A 17,929-nucleotide genomic window follows, 5' to 3' on the forward strand; every position below is an offset into this window, starting at 1 on the left:
TGATGTTGGTATCATTCGCGCACCTGTATCTCTGCTGGTTTTTTCTTTTTTAAAGAGTAAGCACGGAAACAGGTGAGGGGGTCGTTCATGGGGCCCGGGAATTTGTACAAGGGCTCAGCCGTTGGCCTTCGCCTTCGCCTCGCGCGCGGCCTGCTGCTCGGCCAGGGTCAGTGCCACGTTGTCGCGCAGGTACGCCGGCTCGACCTTCTCCGGTGCAATGGCTTCGCCGCGAGCGAACGCCGGCACCGCCAGTGCCAACACATCCGATGCCCGCGGCAGCGCCGTCGCATCAAAGCCGCGCAGGCCGTTGCCCAGCTGGGTCACCAATGCCCCCTCGGCTGCACCGAAACCGGTGCCGACACCGTAGGCCGACATCCCTTCCGGCAGCGCAACCGCAGCGGGTGCGCACACGCGCTCGGCATCACGTGCCACCGGCAGGCCGTCTACACGTTCAAAGCGCGCGACATACAGCTCGCCCATCCGTGCATCGATCGCCGACAGGATCTGCGTTTCTTCTGCCGGTGCCCGCAGCGCCAGCACCTGCAGCGTCGAGACCGGCAACAGCGGGCGGTCCAGGGCCAGTGCGATGCCCTGGGCAATGGCGATCGCCAGGCGCACGCCGGTGAACGCACCGGGGCCACGGCTGAGCGCAATGCCGTCCAGCTGGCGGCGGCTGATGCCGGCGTCGGCCAGCAGCGCCTCGGCCCACGGCAGGCTCAGTTCGGCATGCCGGCGCGGGGCGATCTCGAAGCGTTCCAGCACCTGCCCATCGACATGCAGGGCAACGGAACAGGCTTCGGTGGCGGTTTCAAAGGCGAGCAGTTTCATCGGATCGGGTCAGAACAGGGGGAACGTGGCACCGGGCGCTGGCTCGGGGCCGGTCGCAACAGCGGCCGGGGCAGCCGCATCATCGGCCACGGGCGCCCATTGTGGCGTAAAGAAGGCCTGCACATCGGCCAGGCTGCTGGTACGGCGGAACGGCGGCAGTGAATCGAGGAAGACCCGGCCGTAGCCACGGTTGAGCAGGCGCGGATCGCACAACACCAACACACCACGGTCGCTCTCGCTGCGGATCAGGCGGCCGACGCCCTGTTTCAGCGCAATCACCGCCTGCGGCAGCTGCTCATCGCGGAACGGATTGCCGCCCTGGCTGCGGATCGCCTCCAGCCGTGCCTCGTACACCGGATCGTCCGGTGCCGCGAACGGCAGCTTGTCGATCATCACCACGCTCAGCGCCTCGCCCACCACGTCCACGCCCTCGCGGAAACTGGCCGAGCCCAGCAGCACGCCATTGCCCGATTCGCGGAAACGCTGCAGCAGTGTCGCGCGCGGCGCCTCGCCCTGCACGAACAACGGCCATGGCCCATCACGCAGTGCCTCGGCGGCCTCGCGCAATGCACGGTGCGAGGCGAACAACAGGAACGCCCTGCCCTGCGAGGCCTGCAACACCGGCCGCAGGGTCTGGATCAGCGCGGTGCCGAATCCGCGCGCCGCCGGATCGGGCAGGCCCTCGGGCAGGTAGCACAATGCCTGCTCGGGCCAATTGAACGGACTCGGCTGGACCAGCGTGTGCGGATCGTCCAGGCCCAGGCGGGTGGCGATGTGGTCGAAGCCACCGCCCACGGTCAGCGTCGCCGAGGTGAAGATCCATGCCGCGCGACTGCGCTCGCGATGCTCGCGCAGCGGGCCGGACACATCCATCGGCGTGCGCTGGCAGCGGAAACCACGCGGGGTGAGCTCGTACCAGAGCACATCAGCGGCATTGGCTGTGTCCGCCGGATCGGTATCGAAGTCGAGCGTGGGCTCATCATCGCCCAACCAGCGGCTGAGCCGCGAGACCGCCTCACGCGCCCGCGCATGACAGGCATCCAGACCCGCCGCGGCTTCGCGCAGCGGCTGCAGTGCCTGCTCCAGGGTCACCAACCCCGCCATCACCGTATCGAATCCGTCGCGCACCTGCGGCATCGCCAACGCGCGCCATTGCGTGCCACGCGGCGGCAGTCCCTCCATCGCCGAACGCAGCGCCAGCAGCGCCTGCTGCAACTGGTCGACCGGTTCCTGCAGCGCCGACTGCGCGCCCCCGACGCCGCGCGCTTCGGCCAGGCAGTCGCGGCCCAGTTCCTGCCACGGGCGCATGCCAAAACCTTCGCCAAAGAACTGCGCGGCCAGTTCGGGCAACTGGTGTGCCTCGTCGATGACGAAGGCCTGCGCCCCCGGCAGCAATTCACCGAAACCATCCTGCTTCAGGGCCAGATCGGCCAGCAGCAGATGATGGTTGACCACCACCACATCGGCAGCCTGCGCGCGTTGCCGCGCGCGCACCACGAAGCAGTCATCCCAGAACGGGCAGTCGGTACCCAGGCAGTTGTCGACAGTGGAAGTGACCATCGGCAGCAGCGGCGAATCATCGGCCAGGCCTTCCAGTTCGGCGATGTCACCGAACTCCGAACGACCGGACCAGGCCAGGATCCGCTGGAACTGCGCGGCCTGTTCGGGGCTGGAAAAACGCGGCTCGCCCCGCGCCTGCTGCAGGCGATAGCGGCACAGGTAATTCGCGCGTCCCTTCAGCAGCGCACTGCGCAGGCCGACACCGAGTGCCTGGCGCACCCGTGGCAGATCGCGGTGGTAGAGCTGGTCCTGCAGCGCGCGGGTACCGGTGGAGATGATGGTGCGCAGCCCGGACAGCAGCACCGGCACCAGGTAGGCAAACGTCTTGCCGGTGCCGGTACCGGCCTCGGCCAGCAGCAGGTCACGCTGCTGCAGCGCATCGGCGATGGCTTCGGTCAGGTGCAGCTGTGCCGGACGCGGGACGAATGCATCCAGGTGCGAGGCGAGCGCGCCGCCGTCGCTGAGGGCTTCACGGCTGGCATGGACAAGGTCGGACATCAGAGGGAAAGGATACCCGGCCGGGCGCTGCCCGGCACCCGTTTCAAGCCAGAGCACCAGCAACGGCAACGGCGCTGTTCACGGCTCTGGGTTGCACTGAGGGCTGGCGGGGGACTGTGGGTTTGCGGGGACGCCGTAAACCCGTCCTTGAAGTGACCCCCGGGGCTTGGCCGCGGCATCCATGCCGCGGACACCCCGCAAACCCACAGTCCCCCGCCTTCGACAGTGTCCCGGTGACGGACGGACGCACTTCGTAGCGTCGAGCTTGCTCGAGTGGGATGTCAAAAAGCGGTGGAGGGAACGGGGAAAGAGGATGAACTACCGCGAGCACGCGCAGCGTGCGACCCGCTTTTGATTTTGATTTTGTTCTTGCCTGCGGCCCCCGCGATGTATGGCAGGCCGGGTGGGTGGGGCGTGCAGGACCGTTGGCGCCATGGATGGCGCCATCGAGCCCCCAAGGATGGGTTTACGGCGTGTCCTGCACGCCCCACCTACCCGGCCCATCACCAGCATCCATCAGTGCGAGCGCGCGCCGCAGAGGGGGCAGCGCCCGATGGAGTGGAATAACTCAGTACCGCTTGATCCCCGGCACCGTGCAGCCTTCCAGCTGCGCATGCGCCGACACCGCGTTCTCCTTCTCGCCCCGTGCCAGGCGCGACTGCTCGATCGTCGCCCAGTGCCGCCGGCACAGCGGCCCCGTCTTCGAGCCCAGATCCACCGCCTTGCGCGCGAACGTCTCCGCCTGCGCCCACTGCCCCTGCAGCAGCGCCAGTTCGGCACGTTCCTGCAGCACCGCCGGGTCACCCGCTACGATGTCCAGCGCATGGTCCAGGCTGCTGGCGGCACCGGACAGGTCGTTCGCCTGGCGTTGCGCCAGCGCGGTCACCCGCAGGTCTTCCACCTGCGAATCACGCAGCGGCTGCACCGACAGCTCCTTGTCGTCAGGACCTGCGGCCGCATCCACCGCAGCCAGGCGCTGTGCCGGCGTAGTGGTATCGATCGGCTTGACCACCGGCGGTGCACTGCTCACGCAGGCGGCCAGGGCCAGGCTGAGGCCGGTCAGGGCCAGGGGCTGCAGCAGGGATCGCATGTTCATCGGCATCATCGGCTCGGGGGAGGAGTGGCGGCGGCGGGCGCCGCGGCAGGTTCGGCAGGCGCTTCCGGCTTGCGGTCCAGGCCGAACCAGCTGCGCCAGCCACCGCCCTCGCCTTCGGCACCCTGCCCGTCCGGCGACACCGCCGGCGCACACGGCGCATAGGCCGGCGCATAGCCCACCACGAACGGGAAACGACGCGCGCCCGGGCAGCCTTCATCCGTGCTGTTGAGGCCGGTGGGCACCACCGACTGCCAGTCCAGGCCCTTGTTGCTGACCCGCAGCGGCGCACTTGGCAGGCGCTGGAAGATGCCCGACCAGACCCGCATCGCACCGGTGGCGCCGTACAGGCCGGCCTGCTCGTTCTGGTCGTTGCCGATCCAGATCACCGCCAGATGATCGCCGGTGTAACCGGCGTACCAGCTGTCGCGGCCATCGTTGGTGGTACCGGTCTTGCCGGCCGGCTGCAGGCGGCCGAGGCCATCGGCGTTGAGCCGCTGCGCAGTGCCGCTGGCAACCACCTGCTGCAGGCCGACACTGATCAGGTTGGCGGCAATCGAGTCGCCTTCCTGCGCCGGTGCCGGGGTCTTGTCATAACGCTTGAGCAGCTTGCCCTGCGGATCGAGCACGCCACGCACCGCATGCAACGGCTGGATCTCGCCGCCGGACGCGAGGAACTGGTACAGCTGTGCCATCGCGTACGGGCTCTGGTCGGTCGAACCGAGGATCACCGCCGGGTTGGCCTCGGCCTTGATGCCGGCCAGTACGTGGATCAGCTGGGTCACACGCTCGGGGCCGACCTGCATGCCCACGCGCACCGTGGCCTGGTTGTAGGAATGCGCCAGCGCGTCGATCAGGCGCACGGTGCCGTGGCTGCGGTTGTCCGCGTTGCCCGGGTTCCAGTTGCGGCCACGGCCGAGCTGCACCGTCACCGGCGAATCGTCGACCCAGCTGGCCAGCGAGTAGCGGTCCGGCTGCGCCAGCGCCAGCAGGTACACGAAAGGCTTGAGCAGCGAGCCGACCGGGCGCTGTGCTTCGATCGCTCGATTGAAGCCGACCTCGGACACCTCACGGCTGCCGATCACCGCCAGCACGTCACCGTTGTGCACGTCGGTCAGCACCATGCCGGCCTGCAGTTCGGGGCGACGCTTGCTCTCCAGCGACTTGATGGTGCGGGTCACCGCGCCTTCGGCATAGGCCTGCGCGGACGGCGACATGCCGGTCATCACGCTCAGGCCGGCGCCCTGCAGGGCCGATTCCGGATAGTCATGGCCCAGCTGGCGGCGGACCAGATCGACATAGGCGGGGAAGCGGTTGGCGGCAACCAGGCCCGGCGTCTTGGGCACGCCCAGTGGGGCCTTCAACGCACGTTGGTACTCGGCGTCATCGATCAGCGTGGCTTCGTGCAGTTTGCCCAGCACGAAGTTGCGGCGATCCAGTGCGCGTTCCGGATTGCGCCGCGGGTCGTAGAAGGACGGCCCCTTGACCAGGCCGATCAGCAACGCGATCTGCTCGGTCTCCAGCGACTGCAGGTCGCGGCCGAACCAGAACTCGGCGCCAGAGGACATGCCATGGATCGCCTGGCTGCCACGCTGGCCCAGGTACACCTGGTTGAGGTAGGCCTCGAAGATGGTGCGCTTGTCGTAGCGCGCTTCCATGATCAGCGCGTACAGCACTTCGTTGAACTTGCGGGTGACCGTCTGCTCCTTGCCGATGCCGAGCAGGCCGCTGCGGGCCAGCTGCTGGGTCAGCGTGGAGGCGCCCTGGCGGCTCTGGCCACCGGAGCGGATGGTCACCCACACCGCGCGCGCGATGCCGGACAGGTCGATGCCGTGGTGGCGGTTGAAGTCCTTGTCCTCCACCGCCTGCAGGCCGGTCACCAGCAGGTCCGGCGCCTCGTCCATGCGGATCAGGCGGCGTTCTTCCTGCTTCTGGCCGTACAGGGTGGCGATGCGGGCCGGGTCCAACCGTGCGGCCTTCAGGGCCTTGCGGTTGTCGGCGTCGCGCAGCGAGGCGACCGCACCATCGGCCAGCGACAGCTCGAGCCGGCGCGGGGCAACCCGGCCATCGACGTCGTTGTAGCCGCGGCTGGAGATGACGAAGCGCCCGCCGTTCACCGCATAGGTGGCCGGCTCCTTGCCCTGGCCGTCATCGCGGTAGGCGGAGGCGGCCAGCTCGGTCTTCAGCGTGGACGCATCCATCGCCTTGCCGGGGGTGAGCACCAGCGGGCGCGCATAGACGCGCGTCGGGATCTGCCAGCGCAGTTCGCCGAAACGCTGGGTCACCTGCTGGTTCAGGTACAGCGTATAGGGAATGAGGAAACCCAATCCCAACGCGACCGCAGCCATGCTCCAGGTGATCAGCCGGCGCCGCCACAGCGGGCCGTTGTCCTGCTGGTCGTCGTCGTCGAAATCGTCGATGTCGTCGGAATCGTAGCGTCGGGGCACGGGAATGCGAGAATGTAGGGTCTGGCGAGTCTACCCCAGCCGCTGCGGCTGGCGAATTCTCCCGGGTTCCCCTGCTTAAGCTGGAGTTGCAACCGGATGGCGATGTCCCTGGCCGAGATCCGATACCTGATCAACCGCCTCACGGGCCTGGCCCGCCGGAGCCTGGCCAGCCTGCGTACCCGTGGGTGGCGGGCGACCTGGCAGCGCATCCGCGTGCATACCCAGCGCGCCGTACCTGCGCCGCGAACGCCGCTGTTCCTGCCGCCGGCACAGGATTTCGCCCCCTTCACGGTGCCGTTCAGCGAGACGCCGGAAGTGAGCATCGTCATCCCGGTCTACAACCACGTCGGCCACACCCTGGCCTGCCTGCGCGCCCTGGCGGCACATCGGCCGCTGGCCGCGTGCGAGATCCTGGTCGTGGATGACGGCAGCAGCGACGCCACCGTGCAGTGGATGCCACAGGTCGCCGGGCTGCGTTATGAAGTGCGCGAGCACAACGGCGGCTTCATCGAGGCCTGCAACGATGGCGTGTCGCGCGCACGCGGCCGCTACGTGGTGCTGCTCAACAACGATACGGTGCCGCAGCCGGGCTGGCTCGACGCTCTGCTGGACACGTTCGCCAGCACGCCCGACGCCGGCCTGGTCGGCAGCCAGCTGTTGTACCCGGATGGCCGCCTGCAGGAATCAGGGGGCGTGATCTTCGCCAACGGCAGTGGCTGGAGCTACGGCCGTTTCGAGGCGGCGGACGACCCGCGTTTTGCCAGCCTGCGCGACGTCGACTACTGCTCCGGTGCGGCGCTGATGCTGCCGCGCGCCCTCTGGCAGCAGCTGGATGGCTTCGATACCCGCTACAAACCGGCCTACTACGAGGACACCGACCTGGCTTTCCGCGTGCGTGCACAGGGCCTGCGTGTTCTGGTTCAGCCGGCCAGCCGGGTGATCCACGACGAAGGCACCAGCAACGGCACCGACACCGGCAGTGGGGTGAAGGCCTACCAGGTGCGCAACCAGGCCATCTTCGCTGCCCGCTGGGCCGCCGAGCTGGCCCGCCATCCGGCGGTGGGCGAAGTGCCGTCGCCGGCGCTGCTGCTGCGTGGCCGACGCCAGGTGCTGATCCTGGACGAGGAAGTACCGCGGCCGGATCGCGATTCCGCGTCGCTGCGCCAGGTGAACCTGATCCGCCTGCTGCTGCAGGGCGGCGCTCATGTGGTGTTTGTCCCCACCCGCCGCGAACATGGCGGTGCCGCCACCGAAGCATTGCAGCGGATGGGCGTGGAAGTCTGGTATGCACCGTTCCTCGATGGCGTCGCCAGCTGGCTGCGAACGCACGGTGCGCGTTTCCACGTGGCGCTGCTGGTCCGCCACCATGTCGCCCACGAGTGCCTGCCGCTGCTGAAGCGCTATGCGCCGCAGGCCCGCACCGTGTTCGACACCGTGGACCTGCACTATCTGCGCGAACGTCGTGGTGCCGAAGTCGCCGGTGATGCCGGGCTGCTGCGCGCCGCCGAGCGCACCCGCGCCAGCGAGCTGGCGGTGATGGAGCAGTGCGACGTCACGGTGCTGGTCAGTGCCGCCGAGCGCGAGCAGCTGCAGGCCGACGCCCCGTCCGTGCAGGTGGAGCTGATCTCCAACCTGCACGACGTCGCCGGCGCCGGCAAGCCGTTCGAACAGCGCCATGATCTGGTGTTTGTCGGCGGCTTCCGCCATCCGCCGAACCTGGATGCCATGGAGTGGTTCATCGGCGAAGTCTTCGCCGGCATCCGCGCCCGTCTGCCCGATGTACGCCTGCACTGCATCGGTGCCGCCACACCCGAATCGCTGCTGGCATTGGCCGCACGCCAGCCCGGCGTGCAGATGCACGGTTTCGTCGAGGACATCACACCCTACATGGACGGCGCACGCATTTCCATCGCGCCGCTGCGCTTCGGCGCCGGCGTGAAGGGCAAGATCAACCTGAGCATGGCCCATGGCCAGCCGGTGGTCGGTACCACCTGCGCCGTGGAAGGGATGCACCTGCACCCGGGCCAGGACGTGCTGGTGGCCGATGATGCGGCGGGCTTCGTCGATGCGGTGGTCCGCCTGTACCAGGATCCGCAGCTGTGGCAGCAGCTGTCCGATGCCGGCCTGGCCAACATCGCAGAGCACTTCTCGCTGGACGCTGCCCGCGCAACCGTGCAGCGGGTGTTCTTCACCTAATCCGGGCGCCCGCCAGCGCGGCGCAGGCGGTCTTCGAACGCTGGCAGCTCGGCCAGGTCCGGTTGCAGCAAACGGGCCTGTTCGGCGGCATGCGCCGCGAAAGCCAGGTCGCCGTTGCCGAGCCGTTCGCTGCCGATCGCCAGCCAGCGCTGGGCCAGGCGCAGGCGCGCCGAGGGGAGCCCGGCCGCGGTCGGCGACAGCGTCTGCCAGGCCTGCAGGCAGGCACCTGCGGCCTGCACGCGGTTCTGCCGCAGGTTGTCGTCGAAGCAGCGGCGACTGGCGGGCAGCAGCCGCGCTGCGGCAGCCTTCACCCGCGCATCGCGAGGCGCCAGTGACTGCGCCTCGCGCAACGCGTCGAACGCACTGTGGCCGGGGGGGCTGATCCATTGCCCGGCACGTTCGGCGCGCTCGATCCTGCGCAGGTGGTCGCGCAGTTGGCGCTCGCGCTGCGTGTTGCTGACCGCCGGCTGCTGCAGCGCCTTCTGCGCCTGTTGTGCGCGCTGCAGGCGTTGCGCGAGCTGCTGTTGCGCGGCCGGCGAAGCACCCAGTTCCGCCGCCAGCGCGGCATCGGCCTGCGCCGCTTCGAACTGGAAATCGTCGGCATGCTTCTGGCTGCGTGCCAGCACCGCCTGCAAGGTCTGTTCGCGGCCGCGCTGGGCACTGGAATCATCAACCACCACTGCCAGCACGGCGAGGAATCCCTTCGCTGCGGATTCCAGCTGCCGGCGCTGCAAAGCGCGCTGAGCCTGGCGCAGGCGCTGGTCGACAGCCTGTGCCAATGCTTCCTGGCTGGCGGGCAGATCGGCATGGCCGGCATCGAACTGGCGCGCACGCTGCAGTATCGCGGCTGCCTCGGCCAGCTCGCCGCGCCCGGCCAGGATGCGGGCCTGCTGCAGCAGATCGCTCAGTGCGTCCTCGCGACCTTCCAGCGCCGGGAGATTGTCCGGCTGCAATGCCAGGATGCGCTGGAACAGGGGCAGCGCGCTGCTGTCACCTTCGTCCAGCCGGCCCGCTGCAAAGGCGTTGCGCGCCTGCGCCAGCAGTGCACCGATGCCGGCACCTGCACTGCGCCGGGCCTGCAGCTGGCGTGCCACGGCGTCAGCATCGCCCTGCGGCACCTGCAGCTCCCGGGCCAGTGCCAGCGCCTGCGCACTGCCCTCGAGGTCGTTGGTCTGCAGTTTTTCGCTGGCCTGCTGCAGGGCCGCGGCGCCGGTACGGGCCAGCCCTTCGCGAGCCTGAGGACGATCACCATCCAGCGCCAGCACGGCCTGGTAGCGCTCGCGTGCACCACTGCCATCGGCGGCACTCAGCCGGCCCGCCGCCAGTGCGCGATCGCCTTCGGCCAGCAGCTGTTCGATCTGCGGCTCATCCCAGAACCAGTCGGCCAACGGCTTGCGCAGCAGCACCAGCAGTACGAACACCGCCAGCGCCGCGAGCAGCGCCCAGCGCCACACCCGGCGCGCGTGGCGTGCCTGCAGCCACCACCAACGGCCTTCGCGGCGGACGCGGTCCAGCGCAGGATGTTCAGCGCCATGCGGGCGATGCGGGGGCTCGCGTTCCATGCGTGCAGGGTAGCCGGGGCAGCGTGAAGCTCAGCCGAGGCGACGCGCCTCGCTCACGCCGGGCAGCGCATCCAGCTTGCCCAGCAGGGTCGACAGCTGGCCGTAGTCGCTCACCTTCAGACGCAGGCGCAGGTGGGCACGGCCACTGTTGCGTACGTTGTCACTGTGGATGTCGAGCACGTAGGCGTCTTCCTGGGCGATCAGGTTGGTGATGTCCTTCAGCAGCCAGCGGCGGTCGACTGCAGTGACCACCACGTCCACTTCGTAGCCGCCGCCAGCCTGGCCCCACTCCACCGGCAGGATGCGCTGCGGGCTGGTGGCTGCCAGCCGGGCCAGCGCGGCACAGTCTGCACGATGCACGGTGACACCGCGGCTACGGGTCAGGTAGCCGACGATCGGCTCGCCAGCCACCGGCTGGCAGCAGCGTGCCAGCTGTACCAGCAGGTTGCCCACGCCCTGCACGGTGAACTTGGACTTGCCCAGGTTCTCGCGGCGCGCGGTCGGCCGCGGCAGGGTCGGCGCGGGCGCTGGCTGGCTCGCTGCACGTTCGGCTTCCAGCAGGGTACGGCTGACCTGGTTCGGGCCGGTATCGCCCAGCGCCACCTGGATGTAGAGGTCATCAACGCTGTCGGCATGGAACTTCTTCGCCGCCACCGCCAGATCCGAATGCTGCAGGCCCAGACGCTTCAGCTCGCGCTCGAGCAGTTCGCGCCCGGCCTGCACGTTGCGCGCGCGGTCCAGCTTGTGGAACCAGCTGCGCACCTTCTCCCGCGAGCGGTTGCTGGCCAGGAAGCCGTTGGCCGGCATCAGCCAGTCGCGGCGCGGGTCGGCCTCCTTGCCGGTCAGGATCTCGACGCGGTCGCCGCTGCGCAGGCGATAGGTCAGCGGCACGATGCGACCGTTGACCTTGGCGCCGCGGCAGCGGTGGCCAACCATGGTGTGCACCTGGTAGGCGAAATCGAGCGGCGTGGCGCCCTGCGGCAGGTCCAGCACCTCATCCTTCGGGCTCAGTGCATAGACCCGGTCCTCGGTCAGCTCGGCATCGAGCGCCCCGGCCAGTTCATTGCCCTGCCCGTCCTGCGCCTGCTCCAGCAGCTGGCGCATCCAGGTGATCTTGCGGTCGAAGGACTTCTCCGCGCCCTTGCCGCCTTCCTTGTACTTCCAGTGCGCGGCCACGCCCAGCTCGGCCTGCGAATGCATCTCGTGAGTACGGATCTGCACTTCGATGGTGCGCCCTTCCGGGCCGACCACGGCGGTATGCAGCGAACGGTAGTCGTTGGCCTTCGGGCGGGCGATGTAATCGTCGAACTCGCTCGGCACCGGCGCCCAGAGTGCATGCACCACGCCCAGCGCGGCGTAGCAGCCGGCGACATCGTCAACCATGACGCGCACCGCACGGATGTCGTACAGCTGGTCGAACGCCAGCCGCTTCTTCTGCATCTTCCGCCAGATGCTGTAGATGTGCTTCGGGCGGCCACTGACCTCGGCCTTGATGCCCTGCGCGACCAGCTCGCGCGACAGCACCTTCTTGACGTTCTCGACGTAACGCTCGCGGGCGATGCGGGTTTCGTCCACCTCCCGCGCAATGCGCCGGTAGGTCTCCGGTTCCAGGTGGCGGAACGCCAGGTCCTCCAGTTCCCACTTCAGCTGCCAGATGCCCAGCCGGTTGGCCAATGGCGCGTGGATGTCGCGTGTCAGCTGCGCCAGCGCGCGGCGTTGCTCGTCATCCAGCTTGTCGGCCGCACGCATGCGCGCCAGCTGCCGGGCCAGCAGGATGGGCACCACCCGCAGGTCGCGGATGATCGCCAGCAGCAGCCGGCGCAGGCCCTCGCTGTTGCGCCCTGCCTCACGGCCGGCATGCAGCGCCCAGACCGGGTCGGCGGCGTCCTGGCCATCAAGCAGGCCGATCACCGCGGCCTTGTGGTTGCCCAGCGGCAGCTGTTCCAGGCTCGCCCGCAGGCCAGGCAGGTCGAACAGCAGGGCCGCGACCACCGCGCCTTCGTCGGCGGAGAGCATCGCCAGTGCGTCGAGGGTGTCACCCAGCACCGACCAGCTGGCGCGCATCTGGTGATCGCACTCCGGTGCTTCCCAGTGCCCGCGCAGGGCCTGGCGCAGCGGAGCAGGCAGCACGGCTGCCGAGGGACGGTTCAACAAGGCATCCAGGCCGGGGACGGAAGCGCGGTTCACAGCATCGAGCAGGCAAGACAGAGGCCTCTACACTAGCGCCGGCGCCGTTCAGGGACAATCACCGCGGCCACCATCACCCGGCATGAAGACATACCGCTACACTCGCGGGCAAACCCAGGAGAGTCCCGACATGTCCTCGATCGTCCCGCGTTTCCGCCTACGGCTGCTGGCCTGTGCCGCACTGCTGCTGTCCCTGTCGGCGCCTGCGCTGGCCCAGCGCGTGGTGGAGGGTGACCTGCAGCAGCAGATGTCGCCGGCCGAGTTCAAGGCTGCTGGCCTGGACAAGCTCAGCGCGCAGGAACTGGCCACGCTGAACCGCTGGCTGCAGGGCAAGGTCGAAGCGGCCACCACCCAGGCGGTTGCCGCCGTACGGGAATCGGCGCGCGAGGAAGGCCGTCAGGAAGTGATCGTGAAGAATCGCGGCTTCTTCGATTTCGGCAGCAGCGAGCCGATCACCGGCGTGCTGCAGGGCGAATTCCGCGGCTTCGGCAAAGGCCGCGTCTACGTGCTGGACAACGGCCAGGAATGGGAGCAGACCGACACTTCCACGACCCCAGGGGTACGCAAGCAGTCGCCAAACGTCAGTATCAAGCCCGGAATGCTCGGTGTCTGGTACATGAAGATCGAAGGCGTGAACGTTCAACCGAAGGTGCGCCGTACCAAGTAACGGCTTATCCGTCCTGTGGGGCCTGGCGGATGCTCGGCTGCTTTCCGATGGACCGCCAGCGTCCATCGCCAGCAGTCGAGCGCCGGCTCGGCTCTACAGGACCGGATTCACGCCTGGCGCAATGCGGTCACCCGCTGCGCCAGCTTCTTCGCCGAAATGCCGGTGCGTGCACCCAGCTCCTGCGCGAACAGTGACACCCGCAGCTCTTCCAGATCCCAGCGCAGCGCCTGCCATTGCGGACGCTCGCGCAGGCCCTGCTGCTCACCCACTTCCAGCGCTTCCAGGAACGGATGCAGTTCCAGCATGCGTGCCTGGTCACGTGGCGGATCACGCTTGGCACGCTCGGTGCGCAGGATCATCGCTTTCAGATAGCGTGGGTACTGCGCCAGCGCGTCGGCTGGCGTATCGCGCAGGAAGCCGGGATGGATCAGGCCGACCAGCTGCGCTTCCATGTCGTCCAGGTTGCCGCGCGCCCAGCCCATCAACGGCGCTTCCAGCATCGGCTTGAGTTCCGCCACCAGCGCCAGGATGGATTCAGCCAGCTTCAGTCGCGACATGGCCTCACCGAACAGGGCCTTGGCCGCATGCTCGCGTCGATGCTCGAAGGTAGCCGCATCGCGGATGTCTTCCAGGCCCTCGGCCAGCACCGCGTTCATCGCCGCATCGACCAGGTCACCGCGCAGGCGCTCCTGCGATTCGATCGCGGCATACAGCAGGCCGGTCTTGGCCCCAACCGGCAACTGCTTGCGTGCCTGCTTCACCTTCTCGGCCAGGGCGATTTCCAGCAGGCGGCGTACGCCCAGCGGATGGGCCTCCTGCGCCTGCTGCCGATCGGCGAAGATGCGCAGCGCAACGCTGTCGCCCTCGTCCAGCAACGCCGGATAGGCCGGTACACCGGCCTCGCCAGGCACCTGCAGCGGAACCGGTGTGGCCGGGAACGTGCGCAGCCCATCGGCCGCCATCTCACGGCCGGCGCGTGCAGCGAAGGCATCGCCGGCACGACCGCCGAACTTCGCGCGCAGTGCGTCCAGATCACGCGACGTCGCCAGCACCTTGCCCTGCTCATCGCGCAGCCGCAGGTTCATGTGCAGGTGCGGCTCGATCGAACTAGGCTCGAAATCCAGCGCGGTCACCGTCGCGCCGGTTGCGCGTGACAGGAAACGCGCCAACTCGCCGGTGATGGCATCGGCGCTGGGCTGCGGGAATGCCTCGTAGAACGCGCGACCGAAGTCCGGCGCCGGCACATAGTTGCGCCGCATCACCTTGGGCAGGCTGCGGATCAGTGCCGAGGCCTTGTCGGCGACGAAACCCGGCGCCAGCCAGCCCAGTTGCACCGGGTCCAGCGCGTTGAGCAGGTGCAGCGGCACGTCCAGCGTCACGCCATCATCGTCGGCACCCGGCTCGAAGCGGTAATGCAGCGGCAGCCGTGCCTGGCCCAGCGCCAGGTACTTCGGGTAGCGCTCCTGTTCGCTGCCCTCGCCCGGCAACAGGTCGACCAGCGACCAGTGCAGGGTCTTGCGCTGTTCCGGCGCCAGCCCCTTCCACCAGGTATCCAGCCCCGCCGCCGAATGGATCTGCGGCGGCACCCGGTCCAGGTACCAGCGCGCCTGCCAGTCCTCGTCGGCGACGATGCCGGCGCGGCGCAGCTTGGCTTCTTCCTCGCGGGCGATCTCCAGCACTTTCTGGTTGTCGGCCACGAAGCTGGCGCGGGTGTTGATCTCGCCGGTCACCAGTGCCTGGCGCACGAAGATGTCATGCGCTTCGCCCGGTTCGATGCGGCCGTAATGCACCGGCTTTTTCGGTGCCAGCACCAGGCCGAACAGGCTGATCTGCTCGGACGCCAGCACCTGTCCCTGCGCGCGCGACCAGTGAGGGTCGAAGTGCTTGCGCAACAGCAGGTGCGGCAGCTCGGCGATCACCCAGTCCGGCTCGATCGCGGCCAGGGTCATGCCCCACACCTTCTGCGTGTCCAGCAGGTTGGCCACCAGCAGCCACGGCGGCGGGCGCTTGGACAGCGCCGAACCCGGGAACGGCAGGAAGCGGCGCTGGCGTGGCGCCTGGAAATCGCCCTTCTCGGTACGGTGGCCGATCTGCGTCGGCAGGCCCGCCACCAGCGCCCGGTGCAGGGTCTGGTAGGCGGCGGCGCGCACGCGTTCGCTGAAACCCCCACCGGCCGGCGCCTGTTCCTTCTGCGCGCGCACGGCCACCGGCGCCGGTGCGGCTTCAGCCTTGCCTTCGCGGGCCAGGCGCGCGGCGCGGTGCAGTTGGCCACGGGTGGCCTTCACCGCCGCCGCATCGTCCCGCGCCGGGGCCGGTGCGCTGCTGCCGGCCAGCAGCGGCGCCATCGACGCATCGATGGCCTCTTCCTTCCAGCCCAGTTCCTCGCACAGCAGCCGCAGTTGGCGATGCAGCTCGCGCCACTCGCGCATGCGCAGGAAGCCGAGGAAATGACGGCCACACCAGTCGCGCAGCTTGGACTGGGTCAGGTCTTCGTGGGCCTGCCGATAGGCATCCCACAGGCGCAGCACGCCAACGAACTCGGAGCGGCCATCGGCGAACTGCGCATGCGCGCTGTCGGCCGCACCACGCGCTTCGGGTGGGCGTTCGCGCGGGTCCTGGATGCCCAGGAACGAGGCGATCACCAGCATCGGCCGCAGGCAGCCGGCGGCCTGCGCAGCCACCAGCATGCGCGCCAGCTTCACGTCCACCGGCAGGCGTGCCATCTGCTTGCCGATGGTGGTCATGCGCCGTTCGGCGTCGATCGCGCCCAGTTCGGTCAGTTGCTGCCAGCCATCGGCCACCGCACGCTCGTCCGGTGCCTCCAGGAACGGGAACTCCTCGATCCGGCCCAGGCCCAGCTGCAGCATGCGCAGGATCACCCCGGCCAGGCTGGAGCGGCGGATTTCCGGATCGGTGAACTCCGGCCGCGCCTGGAAATCGGCCTCGGCGTACAGTCGGTAGCAGATGCCCTCGGCGATACGGCCGCAGCGGCCCTTGCGCTGGTTGGCGCTGGCCTGCGAGATCGGCTCGATGTGCAGGCGGTCCAGCTTGTTGCGCGGGCTGTAGCGCTTGACGCGGGCGAAGCCCGGATCGACCACGTAGCGGATGCGCGGCACCGTCAGCGAAGTTTCCGCCACGTTGGTGGCCAGCACGATGCGCCGGTTCGGCCCAGGATTGAACACCCGGTCCTGGTCCTGGTTGGACAGGCGCGCGTACAGCGGCAGCACCTCGGTATTGCGGTACTTGCGCCGTTCCAGCGACTGGTGCGCATCGCGGATCTCGCGCTCGCCCGGCAGGAAGATCAGCACGTCGCCGCGCGCATCCAGGCGGGTGATCTCGTCGATGGCCGACACGATGGCGTCGTTGACGGTGCGTTCGCCCTGGTCTTCGCCCTCGCCTTCCAGCGCGCGGTAGCGCACTTCCACCGGGTAGGTGCGGCCTTCGACGCTGATCACCGGCGCATTGTCGAAATGCTGGGCGAAGCGTTCGGTGTCGATGGTGGCCGAGGTGACGATCAGCTTCAGGTCCGGGCGCTTGCGCAGCAGCTGCTTCAGGTAGCCCAGCAGGAAGTCGATGTTGAGGCTGCGTTCGTGCGCCTCGTCGACGATGATCGTGTCGTAGTTCGACAACCAGCGGTCACTGGCGATCTCCGCCAGCAGGATGCCGTCGGTCATGAACTTGATGCGGCTGTCTTCGCTGACCTTGTCGTTGAAGCGCACCTGGTAGCCCACCAGCTGGCCCAGTTCGCTCTGCAGCTCCTGCGCCACGCGGCTGGCCACCGCACGTGCGGCAATCCGTCGCGGCTGGGTGCAGCCGATCATGCCAGCCTGGCCACGGCCCGCGGCCAGGCACAGTTTCGGCAGCTGGGTGGTCTTGCCCGAGCCGGTTTCACCGGCGATCACCACGACCTGGTGGTCGCGGATCAGCTCGATGATGGCATCGGCTTCACGCGCAATCGGCAGCTGCGGGTCCAGAGTAATGGACGGCTGCTGCTGCGCCCGTGTCATCCGGCGCTGCACCGACGCCTGCAAGGCCTGCTCGAAGGTGGCGGCCAGTGCCGCATCCTGTGGCTTGGCCTGGCAACGCGAGAGCATCCCCAGCAATCGGCCCCGGTCGCGGCTCATGGCGCCGTCGATGGCGGCGCGCTGTTGGCGCAGGCGGGGCGGCGGATTTTTATCGATAGAGTTCATCAATCGGTTCGTTCAAAACTTTGAAAGCGACCAGTCATCACGACCGGTTTATTGTGAAGGCCAACGATTCCACAAGGAGGAACCCCATGGCGAAGACCAAGAGCACGACCAAGGCCAAGACCGGCAAGCAGAAGCTTGCAGCGGCGGCAGCGTCGGCGCCGAACATCGATATCGGGATCACCCAGGGCGACCGCAAGAAGATCGCCGACGGTCTGTCGCGCTTCCAGGCCGATGCGTTCACGCTCTACCTGAAGACGCACAACTTCCACTGGAACGTGACCGGGTCGATGTTCAACTCGCTGCACACCATGTTCGAGACGCAGTACACCGAGCAGTGGGCGGCACTGGACGACGTGGCCGAGCGCATCCGCGCGCTGGGCTTCAATGCCCCGGGCTCCTACCGGGAATTCGCTGCGCTGACCTCGATCGCCGAGGAACCGGGCCTGACCGACAGTGCGGACTGGCGTGAAATGGTACGCCAGTTGGTGGTCGCCAACGAAGCGGTCTGCCGTACGGCACGTGAAGTGCTGGAGGTGGCGGCCAAGGGTGACGACGCCCCGACCGAGGATCTGATGACCCAGCGGCTGCAGACCCACGAGAAGTACGCCTGGATGCTGCGCTCACTCCTCCAGTAAGGGTTGGGAGTGTTCGGCAGGGCTGCGCCCTGCACCCGCAGAGGCAACTGCAACGGCAACAGCCGG

The 17,929-nt window shown here is 68.4% G+C and carries 10 protein-coding genes; 3 read left to right on the plus strand and 7 right to left on the minus strand.

Annotated elements, in window-relative coordinates:
* Window positions 1–114: 114 nt before the first annotated feature.
* From tsaB to mrcB, 4 genes are all read right to left on the minus strand, one after another.
* The gene (tsaB, locus tag EKL94_RS14500; protein WP_126929613.1) at window positions 115–828 is read right to left on the minus strand and encodes a tRNA (adenosine(37)-N6)-threonylcarbamoyltransferase complex dimerization subunit type 1 TsaB; all 714 of its coding nucleotides are present in this window, start codon (window positions 826–828) and stop codon (window positions 115–117) included.
* Window positions 829–837: 9 nt separating this feature from the next.
* Entirely contained in the window at window positions 838–2,886 is a 2,049-nt protein-coding gene (locus EKL94_RS14505) for a DNA repair helicase YoaA (protein WP_126929614.1), read from the minus strand.
* A gap of 568 nt (window positions 2,887–3,454) precedes the next feature.
* Window positions 3,455–3,991, minus strand: a complete 537-nt coding sequence (locus tag EKL94_RS14510; RefSeq protein WP_126929615.1) for a hypothetical protein — start codon at window positions 3,989–3,991, stop codon at window positions 3,455–3,457.
* Window positions 3,988–6,426: a penicillin-binding protein 1B gene (gene mrcB / locus EKL94_RS14515; protein ID WP_126929616.1), complete on the minus strand. Its 2,439-nt coding sequence runs from the start codon at window positions 6,424–6,426 to the stop codon at window positions 3,988–3,990. The genes EKL94_RS14510 and mrcB overlap by 4 nt, the downstream gene beginning before the upstream one ends.
* A gap of 96 nt (window positions 6,427–6,522) precedes the next feature.
* Here mrcB and EKL94_RS14520 point away from each other — a divergent pair, with 96 nt between their 5' ends.
* On the plus strand, window positions 6,523–8,622 hold the full coding sequence (locus EKL94_RS14520; protein ID WP_126929617.1) for a glycosyltransferase: 2,100 nt from the start codon (window positions 6,523–6,525) through the stop codon (window positions 8,620–8,622).
* Here EKL94_RS14520 and EKL94_RS14525 read toward each other — a convergent pair.
* A complete protein-coding gene (locus EKL94_RS14525) occupies window positions 8,619–10,184 on the minus strand; it encodes a hypothetical protein (protein WP_126929618.1) in 1,566 nt (521 codons plus the stop codon). The two genes, EKL94_RS14520 and EKL94_RS14525, sit on opposite strands and share 4 nt — an antisense overlap.
* Window positions 10,185–10,214: 30 nt before the next feature.
* Window positions 10,215–12,371, minus strand: a complete 2,157-nt coding sequence (locus EKL94_RS14530; RefSeq protein WP_126929619.1) for a RelA/SpoT family protein — start codon at window positions 12,369–12,371, stop codon at window positions 10,215–10,217.
* A gap of 130 nt (window positions 12,372–12,501) precedes the next feature.
* On the opposite strand from EKL94_RS14530, the gene EKL94_RS14535 reads away from it, so the two are divergent.
* A complete protein-coding gene (locus EKL94_RS14535; RefSeq protein ID WP_126929620.1) occupies window positions 12,502–13,038 on the plus strand; it encodes a hypothetical protein in 537 nt (178 codons plus the stop codon).
* A gap of 107 nt (window positions 13,039–13,145) precedes the next feature.
* Here the strand turns inward: EKL94_RS14535 and hrpA are convergent, their stop codons facing one another.
* The gene (gene hrpA / locus EKL94_RS14540) at window positions 13,146–17,228 is read right to left on the minus strand and encodes an ATP-dependent RNA helicase HrpA (RefSeq protein ID WP_126929621.1); all 4,083 of its coding nucleotides are present in this window, start codon (window positions 17,226–17,228) and stop codon (window positions 13,146–13,148) included.
* A gap of 86 nt (window positions 17,229–17,314) precedes the next feature.
* Between hrpA and EKL94_RS14545 the strand changes: the two genes are divergently transcribed.
* A complete protein-coding gene (locus EKL94_RS14545) occupies window positions 17,315–17,863 on the plus strand; it encodes a Dps family protein (RefSeq protein WP_126929622.1) in 549 nt (182 codons plus the stop codon).
* The last annotated feature ends 66 nt before the right edge of the window (window positions 17,864–17,929 follow it).

Source organism: Stenotrophomonas maltophilia (assembly GCF_003970865.1).
Lineage (GTDB): Bacteria > Pseudomonadota > Gammaproteobacteria > Xanthomonadales > Xanthomonadaceae > Stenotrophomonas > Stenotrophomonas maltophilia_AR.

What these genes read in the sequence shown, in the direction of transcription:
- EKL94_RS14505 (WP_126929614.1), bottom strand. Translation starts at nt 2,886, where the DNA reads ATGTCCGACCTTGTCCATGCCAGCCGTGAAGCCCTCAGCGACGGCGGC.
- EKL94_RS14535 (WP_126929620.1), top strand. Translation starts at nt 12,502, where the DNA reads ATGTCCTCGATCGTCCCGCGTTTCCGCCTACGGCTGCTGGCCTGTGCC.
- EKL94_RS14525 (WP_126929618.1), bottom strand. Translation starts at nt 10,184, where the DNA reads ATGGAACGCGAGCCCCCGCATCGCCCGCATGGCGCTGAACATCCTGCG.
- tsaB (WP_126929613.1), bottom strand. Translation starts at nt 828, where the DNA reads ATGAAACTGCTCGCCTTTGAAACCGCCACCGAAGCCTGTTCCGTTGCC.
- EKL94_RS14510 (WP_126929615.1), bottom strand. Translation starts at nt 3,991, where the DNA reads ATGATGCCGATGAACATGCGATCCCTGCTGCAGCCCCTGGCCCTGACC.
- EKL94_RS14545 (WP_126929622.1), top strand. Translation starts at nt 17,315, where the DNA reads ATGGCGAAGACCAAGAGCACGACCAAGGCCAAGACCGGCAAGCAGAAG.
- EKL94_RS14520 (WP_126929617.1), top strand. Translation starts at nt 6,523, where the DNA reads ATGGCGATGTCCCTGGCCGAGATCCGATACCTGATCAACCGCCTCACG.
- hrpA (WP_126929621.1), bottom strand. Translation starts at nt 17,228, where the DNA reads ATGAACTCTATCGATAAAAATCCGCCGCCCCGCCTGCGCCAACAGCGC.